This is a genomic window from Hydrogenobaculum sp. Y04AAS1, assembly GCF_000020785.1.
In the GTDB taxonomy this organism is placed as follows: domain Bacteria; phylum Aquificota; class Aquificia; order Aquificales; family Aquificaceae; genus Hydrogenobaculum.
Genome location: NC_011126.1, coordinates 1,379,285 through 1,393,555 on the forward strand (window position 1 = coordinate 1,379,285; position 14,271 = coordinate 1,393,555).

Here is a 14,271-nt window from a genome sequence, read left to right on the forward strand (position 1 = left end):
GAATACTCTTATGAAAACCATACTTGTGACAGGGGCTGCCGGTTTTATAGGTTGGAAAGTATCTACGCTTCTTTTAGAAGAAGGCTATAACATTGTAGGCGTTGACAATATAAATGATTATTACGATGTAAAAGTAAAACTTTGGAGGCTTGATACTCTTAAAAGCCATGAAAACTTCAAATTTTATCCTATAGATATAGAAAACAAACAAGCTCTTGAGGTGATATTTCAAGATAACCATATAGACGCCATAATAAATGAAGCAGCAAGGGCTGGTGTAAGATACTCTTTGGAAAATCCATTTGTGTACCTTTCTACCAATACGCTTGGTGTTTTAAACCTTTTAGAGTTGGCAAAAAACTTTGGTACAAGGAAGTTTGTCCAAGCTTCTACATCTTCTTTGTATGCTGGTCAAAAGATGCCTTTTGTGGAAGAACTTCCGGTAAATACCCCAATATCTCCTTACGCTGCTTCTAAAAAAGGTGCTGAAGCTATGCTTTATAGCTATCACTATCTTTATGGGATAGATGTGTCTATACTAAGATATTTTACCGTGTATGGGCCTGCTGGAAGACCAGATATGTCTATATTTAGGTTTATAAAATGGATATACCAAGAAGAACCTATAGAGCTTTTTGGAGATGGTTCTCAATCAAGGGATTTTACATATATAGACGACATAGCAAAAGGTACCATAAAAGCCCTAAAACCACTTGGCTATGAAATCATAAACCTTGGCAACAACAAACCAGATAAACTTATCTATGCTATAGAACTTATTGAAAGTTATCTAGGCAAAAAAGCGAAGATAAATTATAAAGAATTTCACAAAGCAGATATGATGGCCACTTGGGCTGATATCACAAAAGCTAAAAATCTTTTAGAATGGTCCCCTACGGTATCCTTGGAAGAAGGTATCAAAAATGCCGTAGAATGGACTCTAAAAAACTGGGACTGGATAAAAGATGTAAAACTTTAATTATCTATCTTCCACAGGTGCAATAACTTTTTTCATACCACTATATTTAAACTTAAGCCAAAGAGTTACTTTTTCTCCTTTTTTAAGAGGATGCTTTAAATCTATAAGCATGATGTGATAACTACCGGGTTTTAAGATAATTGTTTGCCCCGGCTTTATCACAAATTTTCTTACTCTTACCATCTTCATCATTCCGTTTTTGGTTATGGTTTTATGAAGCTGTGTAATCCTTGATACAGATGATTTTGCCCACAACAACACATCTTCAGAACTTCCCTTATTTTCTATCTTCATGTAAGCGGCGCTTACTTTTGAAGTAGGGGGCATAAGCCTAACCCAAAGGTCTTTGATCGCAATCTCTGGTTTTGCAAAAGCCGCACCACTTACAAGTGCCATTGCCAATAAAAGTTTTTTCATAAAAACCTCCTTAAAATAAAATTTAACTTTATTTTATCACAAATTTTTGTTTATTTTTATGCGTTGCAAACGGCCAATATGTTATTATCTTTATTGGTATGATGAAAAAGGGTATGTTTAGTAAGATGGGCGATATAATGGTAAAAAGGTATATAGAGGATTTGGAGAAAGAGATCTCCCAAAAACCAGAGGACAAAGATCTTATATTTAAATTAGGCGTTGCCTATGTTAAAATAAACGATATAGATAAAGCACGGGAGTGCTACAAAAAGCTAAAAACTATGGATGAGGCTATGGCTAAAGAGCTTTTTGATATGATTTACGATATATGAAAAAAGAAGAACTTGTTGGTTTTATAGGGGCTTTTTTAGGTTGGGTGTTTGATAGCATGGATGCCACCATATATGCTTTGGTGATGGTAAGCGCTTTAAAGGAGCTACTAAAAAACCAAGGTATTTTAAACACAGAATCCAATGTAGGCTTTTATGGAGGGCTGATATTTTCTATATTTCTAATAGGCTGGGCAATAGGTGGGGTTAGTTTTGGCTATGTGGCGGATAAGATAGGAAGAGTAAGGGCTCTTGCTATAACGATAGGTCTTTATTCCATATTTACCGGCCTTTCGTCCTTGGCTCAAAATGTATGGGAATTAGGGCTTTTTAGGTTTATAACGGCCATTGGTATAGGTGGTGAATGGGCTGGTGGTGCTACACTGGTGGCAGAGATATTTAAAAATAAAAATAGAGTTTTTGCTTCAAGCCTTCTTCAAAGCGCTTGGGCTTTTGGGTTTTTGCTGGCATCTATTATATATTTTACTGTGGGGCGTTATCACTCTTGGCGGGTAATGTTTTTAATAGGTATTTTACCTGCTTTTTTAGCTTTTGTTTTTAGGCTTTTTGTAAAAGAATCTCAAGAATGGATTTTAAATAAAAATACATTTTCTTATATTAAAAGCCTAAAACTTCTTTTTAGAAAAGAGTATGTAAATCAAACTATCATAGGTTCTTTGCTTGCTTTTGTGGCGGTCTTTGGGCTTTGGGGGGTTACAAACTGGACTCCAGCTTTGATATCTTATATTTTGCATAAAAAAGATATAGCCTACTATGTAGGGCTTGGCTCAATAGCTTTAAACATAGGTGCTTTGTTTGGTTATATATCTTTTGGTGTTATAACAAAACATATCGGTATAAGAAATACATTTATTTTGTTTTTTATGGGAAGTTTTTTGATGGGGCTTACAACGTTTTTATATGCTAAAAGCTTTGATAAACTTTTGATATCGCTTGCGTTGCTTGGATTTTTTAACAACGGTGTTTTTAGCGGGTTTTCTATATATTTCCCTCAGGCGTATCCATCTTTTATAAGAGCCACTGGGGCTGGTTTTTGTTTTAACGTAGGAAGGACTTTGGCGGCTGTTGGACCATTCATAACTGGTTATATCACATACTTGTTTGGTTCTGTGGCAAAAGCTGGGGCTATGGCATCTTCTATATATATAATTGGTGTTTTGGTGGTGTTTTTGTTAAAAGAAAAAAACTATCTTCAATGAAAATCTTAAGTGTTTTGGATGCTGTGGGCTGGGGTGGTACCAAAGAACAAGCTTACATAACAGCCGTTGGTCTTAAAAATCTTGGTTTTGATATATCTTTTGCACTTTCTTTTGATTTTGAGGCTTTTAAAGAAAAAATAAAAGATAAAGTCCCTTATTATGAGTTTGAAAAAGAAACACCTTTTAAAAGGATAAGTTTTTTTACCTACAAAAGGCTTTATGATATCATTTCAAAAAATAATTTTGATGTAATACTTGCAAACTCTCCAAAAGCCCTTGATTATGTGAGGGTGGTCTATCCTTTTTTATCCAAAAAGCCTAAAATAGTGGCTTTTAAAAGATCTGGTAGAAAATCAAACACGCTTTCAAAATATTTTAAATACTCTATTGCCGATAAAATAGTGGTAGTATCTAAAAAGGTTTACCAAGAACTTTTGGAAGAAGATTTTTTTAGAGATAGGCTTAGATTGATTCAAAGCGGGATTGATCTATCGAGGTTTAAAAGAGCAAGCTATGAGGAGAAAATAGCCCTTCGCAAGAAATACAATCTACCGCTTGACAAATATATATTTGTGAATGTGGCCAATTACAACCCTGAGATAAAAGGTCATATCGATATACTAAAAGCCTACAAACAAATAGAAAAAGACAATACCATGCTCTTGTTTGTGGGGCTTTTAACAGATAAAGATGCTGTAAAAGAAGCATCGTCTTTTGGAATAAAACATTTTTTAGGGCTTGGGTACAAAGAAGATGTAGAATATATTTTGAGAGCTTGCGATAGTTTTGTGCTTGGCTCAAGGTTAGAAGGTATAGCAGGAGCGCTTTTACAGGCTATGGCAAGTGGGCTTGTTTGTATAAGTACAAATGTGGGTGGTATATCAGAGTATATGAAAGACGGGATAAATGGATTTTTAATCCCTCCAAAGGATATAAACGCCATGGCAAAAGCCATGGAAAAGGTACTAAATTTAGATAGTAATGTTAGAGAGCATATAATTCAAAATGCTATTGCTACTTCAAAAGAGTATAGCATAGAGAATATGCTATCAAAGTATGTAAAATTGTTGGAAGAGTTGTCTTAGATATAATAAAATATCTAAAGCGGATGTGGCGGAATTGGCAGACGCGTAGGACTCAGGATCCTATGGTGAAAAACCGTGTGGGTTCAAGTCCCACCATCCGCATGTAATATCCTGTATAATTTTTATGGGATGAATATATTGGCTATTGGGGATGTGATAGGAAGAACCGGCAGAAGGGTTTTAAAATCAATATTGCCGCATGTTTTGAAAGAATATGAAGTAGATTTTGTGCTTTTAAATTGTGAAAATGCAGCTGGTGGTTTTGGTATAACTTTAAAGGTTTATGAAGAGCTAAAAGCCCTTGGGATTGATGTGTTTACCTCTGGAAATCACATATGGGACAATAAAGAGGTTTTTAGCTTTATAGATCAAAAAGAAGACATATTAAGACCAGCAAACTACCCAGATGGGGTGCCCGGTAGAGGTTTTGGTATTTTTAATAAAAACCAAAAACAAATTCTTGTGTTAAACCTTATGGGTAGAGTGTTTATGGGAAATCCAGCGTTAGAAAATCCTTTTTTTGTGGCAAAAGATATACTCTCTAAGTATTATTTTGACATAGCTATAATAGATTTTCACGCAGAAGCCACTGCCGAAAAATACGCTTTTGCCCTTTACATAGAAAACGAGTTTAAAGATGTGGCCAACAAGATATTTGTATACGGCACACACACGCATGTGCCTACCGCTGACGCTTTTTTATTTCCATCTGGTATGGCATATGTAACAGATATAGGAATGACTGGAGCTTGGCATAGTATAATAGGTACAGAGTACGCAGCTATTACAAAATATCTGAAGGGTGTGCCGGCGAGGTTTGAAGTGGATAAATCTCAAGGTATATTTAACGCAATCTTATTAAAAGCCGAAGATACGATAGAATCTATAAATAGGCTACAAATATTTGAAGATATAATATAATAATTAAATGGCAAACGTTTTTGAAATAGATATAAAAGAGGTTGTTGCAAAACTACAAAAGGGTAAAGAGTACAATATATACACAGTTTATAGGGATGTGCCTATAAATATAAAAATATCACTTTCTTGGGTTGATGTTTCCAAAACTAACGAAGTTTATTTGGCTTTTAATTGGAAAAACACCTCTATGAAGTATGCTTTCCAAGCTGGAAACCCAGTGTATGTGAAAATTGTTATACCATACCAAAGTAGAGAACTCTCTTTTTATATAAAATGTAGCGTTTTTTCAAGTGCTAGAGATGAGCTTGTGCTTATGGCAGAATCCTTAATAGAGGTACCGCCCTTTTTAAAAAGATCGAGCGTAAGGGTGGAGTTTGATTATAAGCATAAAGCTTATGCAAAGTTGTGCCTTGAGGACTTGGACGAATGTTTTTCAAACCTCTCGTTAAAAAATATTAGCGAAACTGGTTTTGCTATAAAAATAGAAAAAGATGAAAACAAAGATATGATATTGGGTAAGATGAAAGATTTGGCAAGCAAAGATATTGTTTTTGATGTTGAGCTTTATATAGATAGCGATATCGTTAGGGGTAAAGCTAATCTAGTAAATATATACGAAGAACAAGATGAGTTATACGCTGGCTTTAAGATGTCTGTGGATAGAAAGGACGCTGCAAAGCTAAGCTCTATCATCATGAAGCTTCAACAAGAGATAATTCAAGAGATAAAATCTCTATGAAAAAAAATATATTTTTTTTATTTCTGATTTCGGCTTTTATAGTTAGCTCTTGCTCTAAAAAACCTTTCAACAACGAATGTATGTCAAAACTATATCAGGGTGATTTTAGATTGGCGGTGTTTGAGGGTCATAACGAACTTATAAAAAATCCCAAAGACCCAGCAGCTAGCCTTTGTCTTGGAATCATGAGTGAGATAAACGGAGATTATCAAGATGCTGTGGTGTTTTTGAAAAATTCTCTTGACAATACAAAAAATATAACGATGATGTCCGAGGCAGAAAGCCATCTTTGTAAAGTTTTTGCCATGAGCGGGGATATAAACAAAGCCTCGACGCACTGCCAAAACGCTATGAAATATAACCCAACTGGTGATACTCTTGCTATAGCTTTAGAATCGGAAGGTTTTTTAGAAAGCGCTAAAAACAACTATCAAAAGGCTATAGAGTATTTTGATGAGGCTTTAAAACATGCTAAATCAGATTTTATAAAATCAGATATAATGGCTTTAAAAGGTCTTGCTTATTATCACATAGGAAATCTTGATAAGGCAAAATCTATTTTAGAAAAAGCTCAAAAACTTGCCAAAAAATCAAAAAACCACGATGCAAGGGCTATAGCCTTGCTCTCTTTAGGCGAGATAGCAAGAGAAAACAAAGATTATAAAGACGCCTTGACGCTTTTATCAGAAGGCTATCAAGAGGCTCTGGAAGCGGATGATAGTTATTGGGAGTCTATGGCGTATGCGTATCTTGGTTTTTATTATAAGGATACTGGAGACCCCATAAAAGCTAGAGCCTATATCCAAGGAGCTATAGAATATCTCAATCAAATACATGCAGATAAAGAGGTACAATATCTTCAATCTTGGTTAAATGGATTACAATAAACTAAAGATATTTTTTAGGCTTTTAAGGGTAAAACAATATACAAAAAATCTAATGCTTTTTATCCCTATCGTCTTTGCAAGGGAAGTGTTTAATAAAACTTTGTTCTTAAATACAAGCCTTGTCTTTATAGGATTTTGCCTTATAGCATCTTCCACATATATATTAAATGATATAATAGATGCGCCAAAAGACAGGCTTCACCCTAAGAAAAAAAATAGGCCCATAGCAAAGGGCGATATATCTATCAAGCTTGCATCTTTTATAGGAATATCTTTGTTTATAACAGGATCTATATTTGTGATTAGAATCTCAATGCTTGCCTTTGCCATGTCTATGGTGTATGTATTAAATAGCTTTGTTTACAGCTTTTATTTTAAGAAAAAACAGCTTTTTGATGTGTTTTTTATAGCCTTTGGATTTTTAATAAGGATATACATAGGTGCTTTTGCGGCATATGTGGATGTGTCTCCTTATCTGTTTTTAGATATGTTTTTTATAAGCCTTTACCTTGGTTTTGGTAAAAGAAGGTATGAGTTATTTACAATGGAAGAAAAAAGCGAGGACTTTAAAGAGGTTTTAAAGTATTACAGCGTTTATTATCTTGACCAGCTCATGGTAATATCGGCCACTTTGGGCCTTGGCATATATACTATGTATACTCTAAGTATACCTAGTAAAATATTTTTTTACAGCGTTATAATAGCCACTTTTGGCATATTTAGGTATTACCATATAACCCATAACTTAAAAAGTGGAGAGCCCTCAGAAGAGCTTTTAAACGATAAGCTTATACTTCTTAGTGCTATAGCTCTTGTGTTGTACGACGGGGTTATACTATACTTTCATTTTTAAAACCCAGATAAAGAAGATTTTAAAATACCGTTTAACTTATCTATAGCTTTTAGTGTAGAAGGTTTTAAGTTCTTATCAAGAGAGCTTACGACTTCGGGGTTAAAATAAGACACAAAAGTTTTGCCTTCTTTTTGGTATATCACGATCCTACAAGGGGCAAAAGCTCCTATATCTTTGAAATCGCTCAATATATATCTTCCCCATTTGGCGTTGCAAGAGTATAGTATATCTACATTTTTTGTTTGATATTGATGAGGTACTGTCATATCGTTTGATTCTAAAGAGCTTTTTATAAATGTTTTAGCATCGTTAAAATCCATATTGTAGGGCATATTTACAAAAAGCGCTAAGCTCTGATATGAAGAAGTTTTTGATATGTTAAACTTTAGATCTTTTAATATCTTATTTTGTATATCTTTCAAAGTTTTTAGGCTTTTAGTATCATAACCTATTAAAAGCCCAACATAATAAATATTTGGGACTACTATGTAAGATTTGCCATTTTCTTTGTAGGTTAACACGCTAAAAGGCAACGCATTACCAATTAGGGGATTTTTTTCTAACAGCTTGTCTGTATATTTCGTATTGTAGATATATACTTTGTATGGTATGAAGTTTTTATCGTAGGCTTCCATCGTTTTTTGTATATCAAAAATATACAAAAGCTTAAAATCTTTGTTGAGATTTTTTACATAAGAGGCCGGAGCCTCTTCTTTGAAGTATATTGGGTTTGCATAAGCTAATCCTACGCCAATAAGGAGCCCAACACCAAACAATATTTTTTTCATAAGCACTCCTATGTGGTGGTGTAGTTGTAAGGTTCGTCTAATACTTTGAAAAGATTTCTTGGGTTTGTGTTTATCTCTATATGTCTTTTGGATTTTATATAATTTATCAAAAGCTCATATGCAGGTATTGGCTTTGCATCTTGAACTAAAGTACCTATTTTGTAAAGCTCACCCCCGTATGTAGCAGCTACATACTCTTTGTTTGGCTCTAAGTCTTTGCCGTTTATTTTGATCACTTGAAATCTCTTGCCTTCAGGTTCATTTATCTTTATCTCGTAATATACATTTTTTGATAGTCTTGGCATATCTCCACCTTGTTGGTATATGGGATTTGGATTGAATACGTTATCTGCCATATCCTCTAAGAGAGATTTTATTTGAGAGCCTTTTAATTTAAATACATAAACGTTTGGATATGTAATAGCGGTAAAATCGTATACATCGTTTATGGTTATATCTTGACCAGGTAATAGCGTAGCTCCCCATCTATACCCCGGTGAAAATACTATGTCAATACCATGATAATAATCCATTATAGCATCGTTGGCAAGCTCATCAAAAGTACTGTAAAATGTATCTCTTTTGTATATCAGTGAAGATGTGGTGCCTATTTTTGTATTTAGTTTTTCATCATATGGAGCAAATACCTCTTTTAAGAGCTTTTCAGAATCTTCGTCTGGTTTTATAATATTTGTAGCCACTGGTATAAGTTTAAAGGATATATCTTGAAGTTTTCCTTTTGAGGCTTTTAGGTCAATCCTACCTACAAACTTGCCGTGAGATCCAGCCACCACTATATACGTGTTGTTGTATCTTAGGACTTTTGGTGTTATATCGTGAGTATGTCCGCTTATTATAATGTCTATACCATGTACATACTTGGTAAGGGCTATATCAAGAGGTAATCCGTCGTGAGATTGGAGTATCACTACATCTACTTTGTGTTTGTCTCTTAACTCATTTACATATTTTTGCATAGAATCCATGTTTATACCAAAAGTCCAACCCTCTACAAACTTAGCTGGGTTTGATATGGGGGTATATGGGAAAGAGTTTCCTACTATGCCTATTTTAACACCACCTATTTCTTTTACTACATATGGTTTGAAAGGAAGCTCTCCAAACTCATCTTGTATGTTTTGAGATATAAACTCTCCTTTAAATTCTTTTATACGTTTTAGAAACTCTTCTTTTCCAAGGGTAAAGTCCCAGTGCCCTACAAAAAGATCATAACCCACTAAATTCATCCAATCTAACATGGATTTTCCTTTGGTAAAAAGTGTAATAGCGGATGTAGCAAGAGTATCGCCGTTGTCCAATATAAGAGTGTTTTCTCTGCCTCTTTCATGGACTATATCTTTTATTATACGGGCTATATGAGAAACCCCGCCCATTATGCCGTATTTGTGGGCAAGCTCTATAAAGTGTACATTTGTATCAAAATAACAATCTAACGTATCTGGCTTTAAGCCGTAAAACTTTAGAAACTCATAACCTGCTATAAACCCAGGAGTACCCGCTAAGTTTTTAGGACCTACTAAGTTTGCAGGTTCTCTAAAATAAAGGGGTTTCATATGACCATGGGTATCTGTGGTAAATACAATACTTGCTTTACCAACTGGCCTAAAGCTCATTAGATCATCGTATGTTAACTTGTTTACTTTTGCTACAGCACTTATAGGGTCTGTAGCTATTCCTACACCTACTACACTAAGAAGTTCTAAAAAATCTCTTCTAGTAAGGTTCATATAAACTCCTTCAAGAAAGCTCTAAATTAAAATCATGCTCAAAACTTTTACCGTGGTTATCGGTAAATACCATCTTTACAGTGCCAGCTTCAATAGCTTTAAAATCAAGACCAAATATTGGATTTGAAGATACACCGGGACCGTTTTTTATAGTAGCTATCTTTTGGCCATTTAAAGATATATCTATCGTAGTTATATAGTTTGCTGGTATAAGTTTACCAGTTTTTGGATCTTTTATGGTACCTGGGTCCATTGGATGCTTTACTAAAAACATCAACTTTGCCACATCACCTTTTTTAGGCTTGTTTGGTATAACTCTTACTATAACTGGTACGCTCATAAAACCTCCTTTTTAATTAAGCTCTTTGAAAAAGGACACACCAACCCATTGGGCTTATTCTGCCAGCCACCACTTCACACCTTCCATTCATCATACCACCACCCATCATACCCATACTTCCCATCATATCCATATGGCAAGGATGCGGATTATTATGACCTGGCGGGATAAAAAATTTACACATACAACACATCTCTCCATCGTGGGGATGATATTGATATTTCACAGCGGACTTTGGTTCTAAAGTGCTTAATTTATAAGCTTTTGAGATAAAAGGGATAAATCCAATGGCTATAAGCTTTATAAAAGACCTTCTATCCACAGCCGCCTACTGTTACTTTGGTAAATTTAAAATCTCCTATCAAAGATCCGTCTTTTAAAAGCGCAATACCTCTTACATACGAACTCTGAGCCATTCTTATGGGTACTTGAAAGAATGCTTTTCCACTAAGAGGAGTAAGTTCTATATGAGATATATGTGGATCTGGGTTTTCATCTACAAATATATGAAGAGATTTTATATCCTCTATGGGATAATCTGCTTCTACAGACACTGGCACATGAAGTCCATTTTCTGCTATAGTAGGAGCGCTCAATTTTACCTTAGGGTCTTGCTTTACATCTTTTAGGCTTTTACCAAAAACCTTTTGAAGGGATTTCTCTATCTTCTCTAAACCCTTTTTATCCTCTTGGGGTGTTGCTGGGGCACCAAGAGATAAAACAGGTACTTCAAGAAGCGGGGCAAATGTTAGTCCAAGCCACGCACCGGTGCCAAGTTTAAATAGCTCTCTTCTGTTTAACATGAAAGGCCTCCTTTTTTAGCATTTAAACATATGTAGTTTAAGGTTTTTAAAAATGCTTTTGGGTTCATATCTCCAAAGGTTTTAAAGATAATGGTGTTTGACTTCGGATTTATGAATATAGAAGTTGGGGTTCCAAAGACCCCCAATTTCCTACCAAGGGCTTTGCCAAAGTTTGAATTTAAGTCTACACTTGATACTATGAAGTGATTGTCCATAAACTTTGACACATTTTGATTTGACAGCGTAAACATCTCCAGGTGCTTACAGTCCTCGCAGTTATCTTGATAAAAATAAACCATGAGGGGTTTATCTTGGGCTTTTGCTATATTAAAACCCTCTTTAAAATTGTACCAAGCACCCAAAGCTATATAAGGTATTATGGCTAAAAGCAGTATAACCTTTCTCATGGTCTTATGTAAGCGTATCCTTCGTGTTCTAACTTTGCGATCTCAAGTATGCCAGCGGGTATTACTTTTGCAAAACTTACTACATCTTTTGGTGATATGTGATAAGCGTTTAAAGATTCATGACACACTCTAAAATGTACTACACCTTCTTGTTGATAGGCTTGAAGTTGCATCTGCATATCAATGAGATTGTTAGCCAGGTTTGTATCTTTAGCAAAAGGCGTATTATCAAGGCTATTTAGCATGTATTTTATAGCAGGTCCATAAAAAACAAGGTAAAGCTGGAGATTTTTGGGATTGTTGCCGGTGTTGTGAGTAAGATTTCTGAGGTTGTTCATGATAAACTGAAACTTTGCATCATTCCCAGTATGCACATCAAACACTATCTTCACTGGATTTGCCAAAGCTAATGCGCTCATCATCATAAAAGCTACAATACCTTTCTTTAACATAAAACCTCCTTAAAATTTGAGTATATTATAAAATAATGAAGTTTCCATGAACTCAATAGACTAATTGAAGTTGTAACGTATAATCTACAAAGCTTTTGCCACATCCACCGCTCATTGGGCTTCCTCCTACACATTCAGCTGTTTTGACCACGGTATTTGGATTTACAAAGTCGGCTCCTAAGGATACTTTTGCAGATTGATTTGCTATATAATAGTTTAAATATATAGATAGGTTGTCTATTTTGCCGTCTTGATAAGAACCGTTTGGGGCTTTTAATATATTGTTTGGATTAGGAGATACCGTACCGCTTGAGGAAACCGCATATACATTTTTGTTGGTGTAAGATTCATATCTCAGAGCCAATGCTGGTTTACCAATGCCTACAAATCTATCGTAAAGCCACTGGGTTTGTAAATAATATCCATCTGATTCAGGTTTGTTACCGTATTTATCCCCAAAACCTAAGTCTTTATTTACTATATAACCGGCTTGAAACTGCGGCGCAAAATTACCAAATTTATTTTCATAAAATATATCAATATCGTAAGCTTTTGATGTGACAGATGAAGCAGGTATTATTATATTTTGAGAAGGGTTATTAGGATTTGGCACTTGGCAGTTTGAAGTAGGCAAACCGTTGCACTCCCTTTTTTGTGTTTCATAACCTATACCTATTTGCAAGGTTTTCTTATGCCCTAAATAAGTATCTCTCATCATGTATGTTGGGTCTGACGAAAAGCCCAAAAACGTAGGTACAAACACAAATCTAAAAGAATATTTTAAATTGGGATTATCTGTTTGATAAGCGTTGCCAGGATTTGACAAAGACGTTTGATAATCGTATTTGCCTTGACCTACCATTGCATAGTACTTGAACATACCTTTTGCCAAATTACCCCAGATTGACACTCCCATATCCCTAAAAGCTGAAGTAACACCGGGCTCTCCTTTTATACCAGGTAAAGAACCATAACCAAGTGGGAAGAACGGGTTTATGAAAGAAAGTGCTGGAGTTTTAGGGTTGTCTTGATTTATGACATCATCTATAGGTCCTATACCGTATCCGTAATAACTTGGTATAACAAGCGTATAAAGACCAGATAATGATATTCTTGAAAATGGATCTCTAAACTCTCCAAAAGTTATATTAAAAGCGTTTGATGGTGTAAAGCCTATGTAAGCATCTTGTAAAACAGAGCTTTGTACGGTTCCTTGATGAGGTCTTGCGCTACCGTCAAATCCCAAAGCGTTGTTGTCTGCAAAATCAAAAAATGCACCAAATTGAATATACTTATTTACTTGGCCTTCTATACCAATTCTTGCATCCCTTACAGAGAAGTTTGTGGCGCTTTTAGTATTTTGAGAAACTTGACCATCAGATTGTGTCCATATTTGTGTCAAAAAGTTTAAACTTATGAAAGATGTTTTTGATTGCTTTAATACTATACCCTCTGTGGGTAAAAGAGGAAATATCCATGCTCCGTGTGCTATACTGGTAGCAAAAACGGCTGATAAAAGTATTTTGGCTTTTCTCATAGATCCTCCTATAGCTAAACTTCAAATAATATTAAGTTTTTTTCTTTTTTTTGTGTTAAGTTGTTCTAATAACGTTAATTTTTTATAATTATATTTATATATCAATATATTAGAATTAAATCTTTTATAATTTTTCGTTTAACTAGCGATATAATTTTTATAGGAGGTGTTTTATGAGAAAGTTCTTGATGGGTTTGTTGGTTTTTGGCGGTATGGCTATAGCACAGCCTTATTATGGTGATAACGTTAGCACTCAGAATCTTGGTGATTTTACATCGTATATGAAGCTTGATTATATGCATTTTACGGGTTCTCATATAAGTAGTTTTGATGGGCCTTATCTTGGTGTTGGTATAGATTGGAACTGTAGGCTTTTTAAAGTGGCTTACGGACAGTTAAAACCCTCTTTACAGCTTGGTACAGGTAGAGCTTACGGAGATGGTTCTCATCTTGATTTTTCAAATATAGAACTTAACATGAGATACCTATATCCTATAGGTCAAAATCTTTTTGCTGGTTTTGGTGCTGGTATAGGAGCAGCAGATGTAAAACTCCAAGGGATGTCCGCTGGTATGGTAGGTACTATGCAAGGCTCTGGAGAGCTTGATGTTAAGATATCTCCAAATATATACATAGGAGCTCAAGCAAAGTATCAGTTTGCCACCGAGTACAAAAACACTGGTATAAACCCTGATAACTATAGGCTTGGCATAAAACTTGGTATGTTGTTTTAAGCTTGAAAACTTTGTAAGAGATTCTATATTTT

At 34.9% G+C, this 14,271-nt stretch carries 18 protein-coding genes and 1 tRNA gene; 10 read left to right on the plus strand and 9 right to left on the minus strand.

Translation table 11 applies throughout. From position 1 onward, the window contains the following. The first annotated feature begins 10 nt into the window (after positions 1-10). On the plus strand, positions 11-979 hold the full coding sequence (locus HY04AAS1_RS07360; protein WP_012514497.1) for a GDP-mannose 4,6-dehydratase: 969 nt from the start codon (positions 11-13) through the stop codon (positions 977-979). Here HY04AAS1_RS07360 and HY04AAS1_RS07365 read toward each other — a convergent pair whose 3' ends face one another. Next, on the minus strand, positions 980-1,396 hold the full coding sequence (locus HY04AAS1_RS07365) for a copper chaperone PCu(A)C (protein WP_012514498.1): 417 nt from the start codon (positions 1,394-1,396) through the stop codon (positions 980-982). It abuts the gene before it with no gap. Between the two features lie 98 nt (positions 1,397-1,494). Here HY04AAS1_RS07365 and HY04AAS1_RS07370 point away from each other — a divergent pair, with 98 nt between their 5' ends. From HY04AAS1_RS07370 to HY04AAS1_RS07405, 8 genes are all read left to right on the plus strand, one after another. Beyond that, positions 1,495-1,728: a tetratricopeptide repeat protein gene (locus HY04AAS1_RS07370; RefSeq protein ID WP_012514499.1), complete on the plus strand. Its 234-nt coding sequence runs from the start codon at positions 1,495-1,497 to the stop codon at positions 1,726-1,728. Then, on the plus strand, positions 1,725-2,945 hold the full coding sequence (locus HY04AAS1_RS07375; protein WP_012514500.1) for an MFS transporter: 1,221 nt from the start codon (positions 1,725-1,727) through the stop codon (positions 2,943-2,945). The genes HY04AAS1_RS07370 and HY04AAS1_RS07375 overlap by 4 nt, the downstream gene beginning before the upstream one ends. Then, positions 2,942-4,030, plus strand: coding sequence for a glycosyltransferase family 4 protein (locus HY04AAS1_RS07380; protein WP_012514501.1), 1,089 nt, complete (start codon positions 2,942-2,944; stop codon positions 4,028-4,030). Before HY04AAS1_RS07375 ends, HY04AAS1_RS07380 begins: the two co-directional genes overlap by 4 nt. A 19-nt stretch (positions 4,031-4,049) precedes the next feature. Next, positions 4,050-4,132, plus strand: a tRNA-Leu gene (locus HY04AAS1_RS07385). 27 nt (positions 4,133-4,159) lie between these two features. Next, the gene (locus HY04AAS1_RS07390; RefSeq protein ID WP_012514502.1) at positions 4,160-4,951 is read left to right on the plus strand and encodes a TIGR00282 family metallophosphoesterase; all 792 of its coding nucleotides are present in this window, start codon (positions 4,160-4,162) and stop codon (positions 4,949-4,951) included. Positions 4,952-4,958: 7 nt separating this feature from the next. Further along, a complete protein-coding gene (locus HY04AAS1_RS07395; protein WP_012514503.1) occupies positions 4,959-5,690 on the plus strand; it encodes a hypothetical protein in 732 nt (243 codons plus the stop codon). Beyond that, entirely contained in the window at positions 5,687-6,577 is an 891-nt protein-coding gene (locus HY04AAS1_RS07400; protein WP_012514504.1) for a tetratricopeptide repeat protein, read from the plus strand. The genes HY04AAS1_RS07395 and HY04AAS1_RS07400 overlap by 4 nt, the downstream gene beginning before the upstream one ends. Continuing rightward, complete coding sequence (locus HY04AAS1_RS07405; protein WP_012514505.1) at positions 6,564-7,430, plus strand: UbiA prenyltransferase family protein; 867 nt, start codon at positions 6,564-6,566, stop codon at positions 7,428-7,430. Before HY04AAS1_RS07400 ends, HY04AAS1_RS07405 begins: the two co-directional genes overlap by 14 nt. Here HY04AAS1_RS07405 and HY04AAS1_RS07410 read toward each other — a convergent pair. From HY04AAS1_RS07410 to HY04AAS1_RS07445, 8 genes are read right to left on the minus strand one after another with little or no spacing between them, the layout of a single operon-like run. Next, the gene (locus HY04AAS1_RS07410) at positions 7,427-8,218 is read right to left on the minus strand and encodes a DUF302 domain-containing protein (protein WP_012514506.1); all 792 of its coding nucleotides are present in this window, start codon (positions 8,216-8,218) and stop codon (positions 7,427-7,429) included. The genes HY04AAS1_RS07405 and HY04AAS1_RS07410 overlap by 4 nt on opposite strands. An 8-nt stretch (positions 8,219-8,226) precedes the next feature. Beyond that, the gene (soxB, locus tag HY04AAS1_RS07415) at positions 8,227-9,966 is read right to left on the minus strand and encodes a thiosulfohydrolase SoxB (protein ID WP_012514507.1); all 1,740 of its coding nucleotides are present in this window, start codon (positions 9,964-9,966) and stop codon (positions 8,227-8,229) included. Positions 9,967-9,976: 10 nt separating this feature from the next. Next, entirely contained in the window at positions 9,977-10,306 is a 330-nt protein-coding gene (gene soxZ, locus HY04AAS1_RS07420; RefSeq protein ID WP_012514508.1) for a thiosulfate oxidation carrier complex protein SoxZ, read from the minus strand. 16 nt (positions 10,307-10,322) lie between these two features. Then, a complete protein-coding gene (locus HY04AAS1_RS07425; RefSeq protein WP_012514509.1) occupies positions 10,323-10,628 on the minus strand; it encodes a hypothetical protein in 306 nt (101 codons plus the stop codon). Continuing rightward, positions 10,621-11,109 carry a thiosulfate oxidation carrier protein SoxY gene (locus HY04AAS1_RS07430; RefSeq protein WP_012514510.1) on the minus strand — a complete coding sequence of 163 codons (489 nt, stop codon included), beginning with the start codon at positions 11,107-11,109 and terminating at the stop codon, positions 10,621-10,623. The genes HY04AAS1_RS07425 and HY04AAS1_RS07430 overlap by 8 nt, the downstream gene beginning before the upstream one ends. After that, positions 11,103-11,516 carry a thioredoxin fold domain-containing protein gene (locus HY04AAS1_RS07435; protein WP_012514511.1) on the minus strand — a complete coding sequence of 138 codons (414 nt, stop codon included), beginning with the start codon at positions 11,514-11,516 and terminating at the stop codon, positions 11,103-11,105. Before HY04AAS1_RS07435 ends, HY04AAS1_RS07430 begins: the two co-directional genes overlap by 7 nt. After that, complete coding sequence (locus HY04AAS1_RS07440; RefSeq protein ID WP_012514512.1) at positions 11,513-11,968, minus strand: DsrE family protein; 456 nt, start codon at positions 11,966-11,968, stop codon at positions 11,513-11,515. Before HY04AAS1_RS07440 ends, HY04AAS1_RS07435 begins: the two co-directional genes overlap by 4 nt. 52 nt (positions 11,969-12,020) lie before the next feature. Continuing rightward, the gene (locus HY04AAS1_RS07445; protein ID WP_012514513.1) at positions 12,021-13,505 is read right to left on the minus strand and encodes a porin; all 1,485 of its coding nucleotides are present in this window, start codon (positions 13,503-13,505) and stop codon (positions 12,021-12,023) included. A gap of 173 nt (positions 13,506-13,678) precedes the next feature. Between HY04AAS1_RS07445 and HY04AAS1_RS07450 the strand changes: the two genes are divergently transcribed. Beyond that, positions 13,679-14,239: a hypothetical protein gene (locus HY04AAS1_RS07450; RefSeq protein ID WP_012514514.1), complete on the plus strand. Its 561-nt coding sequence runs from the start codon at positions 13,679-13,681 to the stop codon at positions 14,237-14,239. The last annotated feature ends 32 nt before the right edge of the window (positions 14,240-14,271 follow it).

Bases quoted from the DNA above. Each gene is read 5' to 3' on its own strand.
- HY04AAS1_RS07360 (WP_012514497.1), top strand. From the start codon at position 11: ATGAAAACCATACTTGTGACAGGGGCTGCCGGTTTTATAGGTTGGAAA.
- HY04AAS1_RS07365 (WP_012514498.1), bottom strand. From the start codon at position 1,396: ATGAAAAAACTTTTATTGGCAATGGCACTTGTAAGTGGTGCGGCTTTT.
- HY04AAS1_RS07370 (WP_012514499.1), top strand. From the start codon at position 1,495: ATGATGAAAAAGGGTATGTTTAGTAAGATGGGCGATATAATGGTAAAA.
- HY04AAS1_RS07375 (WP_012514500.1), top strand. From the start codon at position 1,725: ATGAAAAAAGAAGAACTTGTTGGTTTTATAGGGGCTTTTTTAGGTTGG.
- HY04AAS1_RS07380 (WP_012514501.1), top strand. From the start codon at position 2,942: ATGAAAATCTTAAGTGTTTTGGATGCTGTGGGCTGGGGTGGTACCAAA.
- HY04AAS1_RS07390 (WP_012514502.1), top strand. From the start codon at position 4,160: ATGAATATATTGGCTATTGGGGATGTGATAGGAAGAACCGGCAGAAGG.
- HY04AAS1_RS07395 (WP_012514503.1), top strand. From the start codon at position 4,959: ATGGCAAACGTTTTTGAAATAGATATAAAAGAGGTTGTTGCAAAACTA.
- HY04AAS1_RS07400 (WP_012514504.1), top strand. From the start codon at position 5,687: ATGAAAAAAAATATATTTTTTTTATTTCTGATTTCGGCTTTTATAGTT.
- HY04AAS1_RS07405 (WP_012514505.1), top strand. From the start codon at position 6,564: ATGGATTACAATAAACTAAAGATATTTTTTAGGCTTTTAAGGGTAAAA.
- HY04AAS1_RS07410 (WP_012514506.1), bottom strand. From the start codon at position 8,218: ATGAAAAAAATATTGTTTGGTGTTGGGCTCCTTATTGGCGTAGGATTA.
- soxB (WP_012514507.1), bottom strand. From the start codon at position 9,966: ATGAACCTTACTAGAAGAGATTTTTTAGAACTTCTTAGTGTAGTAGGT.
- soxZ (WP_012514508.1), bottom strand. From the start codon at position 10,306: ATGAGCGTACCAGTTATAGTAAGAGTTATACCAAACAAGCCTAAAAAA.
- HY04AAS1_RS07430 (WP_012514510.1), bottom strand. From the start codon at position 11,109: ATGTTAAACAGAAGAGAGCTATTTAAACTTGGCACCGGTGCGTGGCTT.
- HY04AAS1_RS07435 (WP_012514511.1), bottom strand. From the start codon at position 11,516: ATGAGAAAGGTTATACTGCTTTTAGCCATAATACCTTATATAGCTTTG.
- HY04AAS1_RS07440 (WP_012514512.1), bottom strand. From the start codon at position 11,968: ATGTTAAAGAAAGGTATTGTAGCTTTTATGATGATGAGCGCATTAGCT.
- HY04AAS1_RS07445 (WP_012514513.1), bottom strand. From the start codon at position 13,505: ATGAGAAAAGCCAAAATACTTTTATCAGCCGTTTTTGCTACCAGTATA.
- HY04AAS1_RS07450 (WP_012514514.1), top strand. From the start codon at position 13,679: ATGAGAAAGTTCTTGATGGGTTTGTTGGTTTTTGGCGGTATGGCTATA.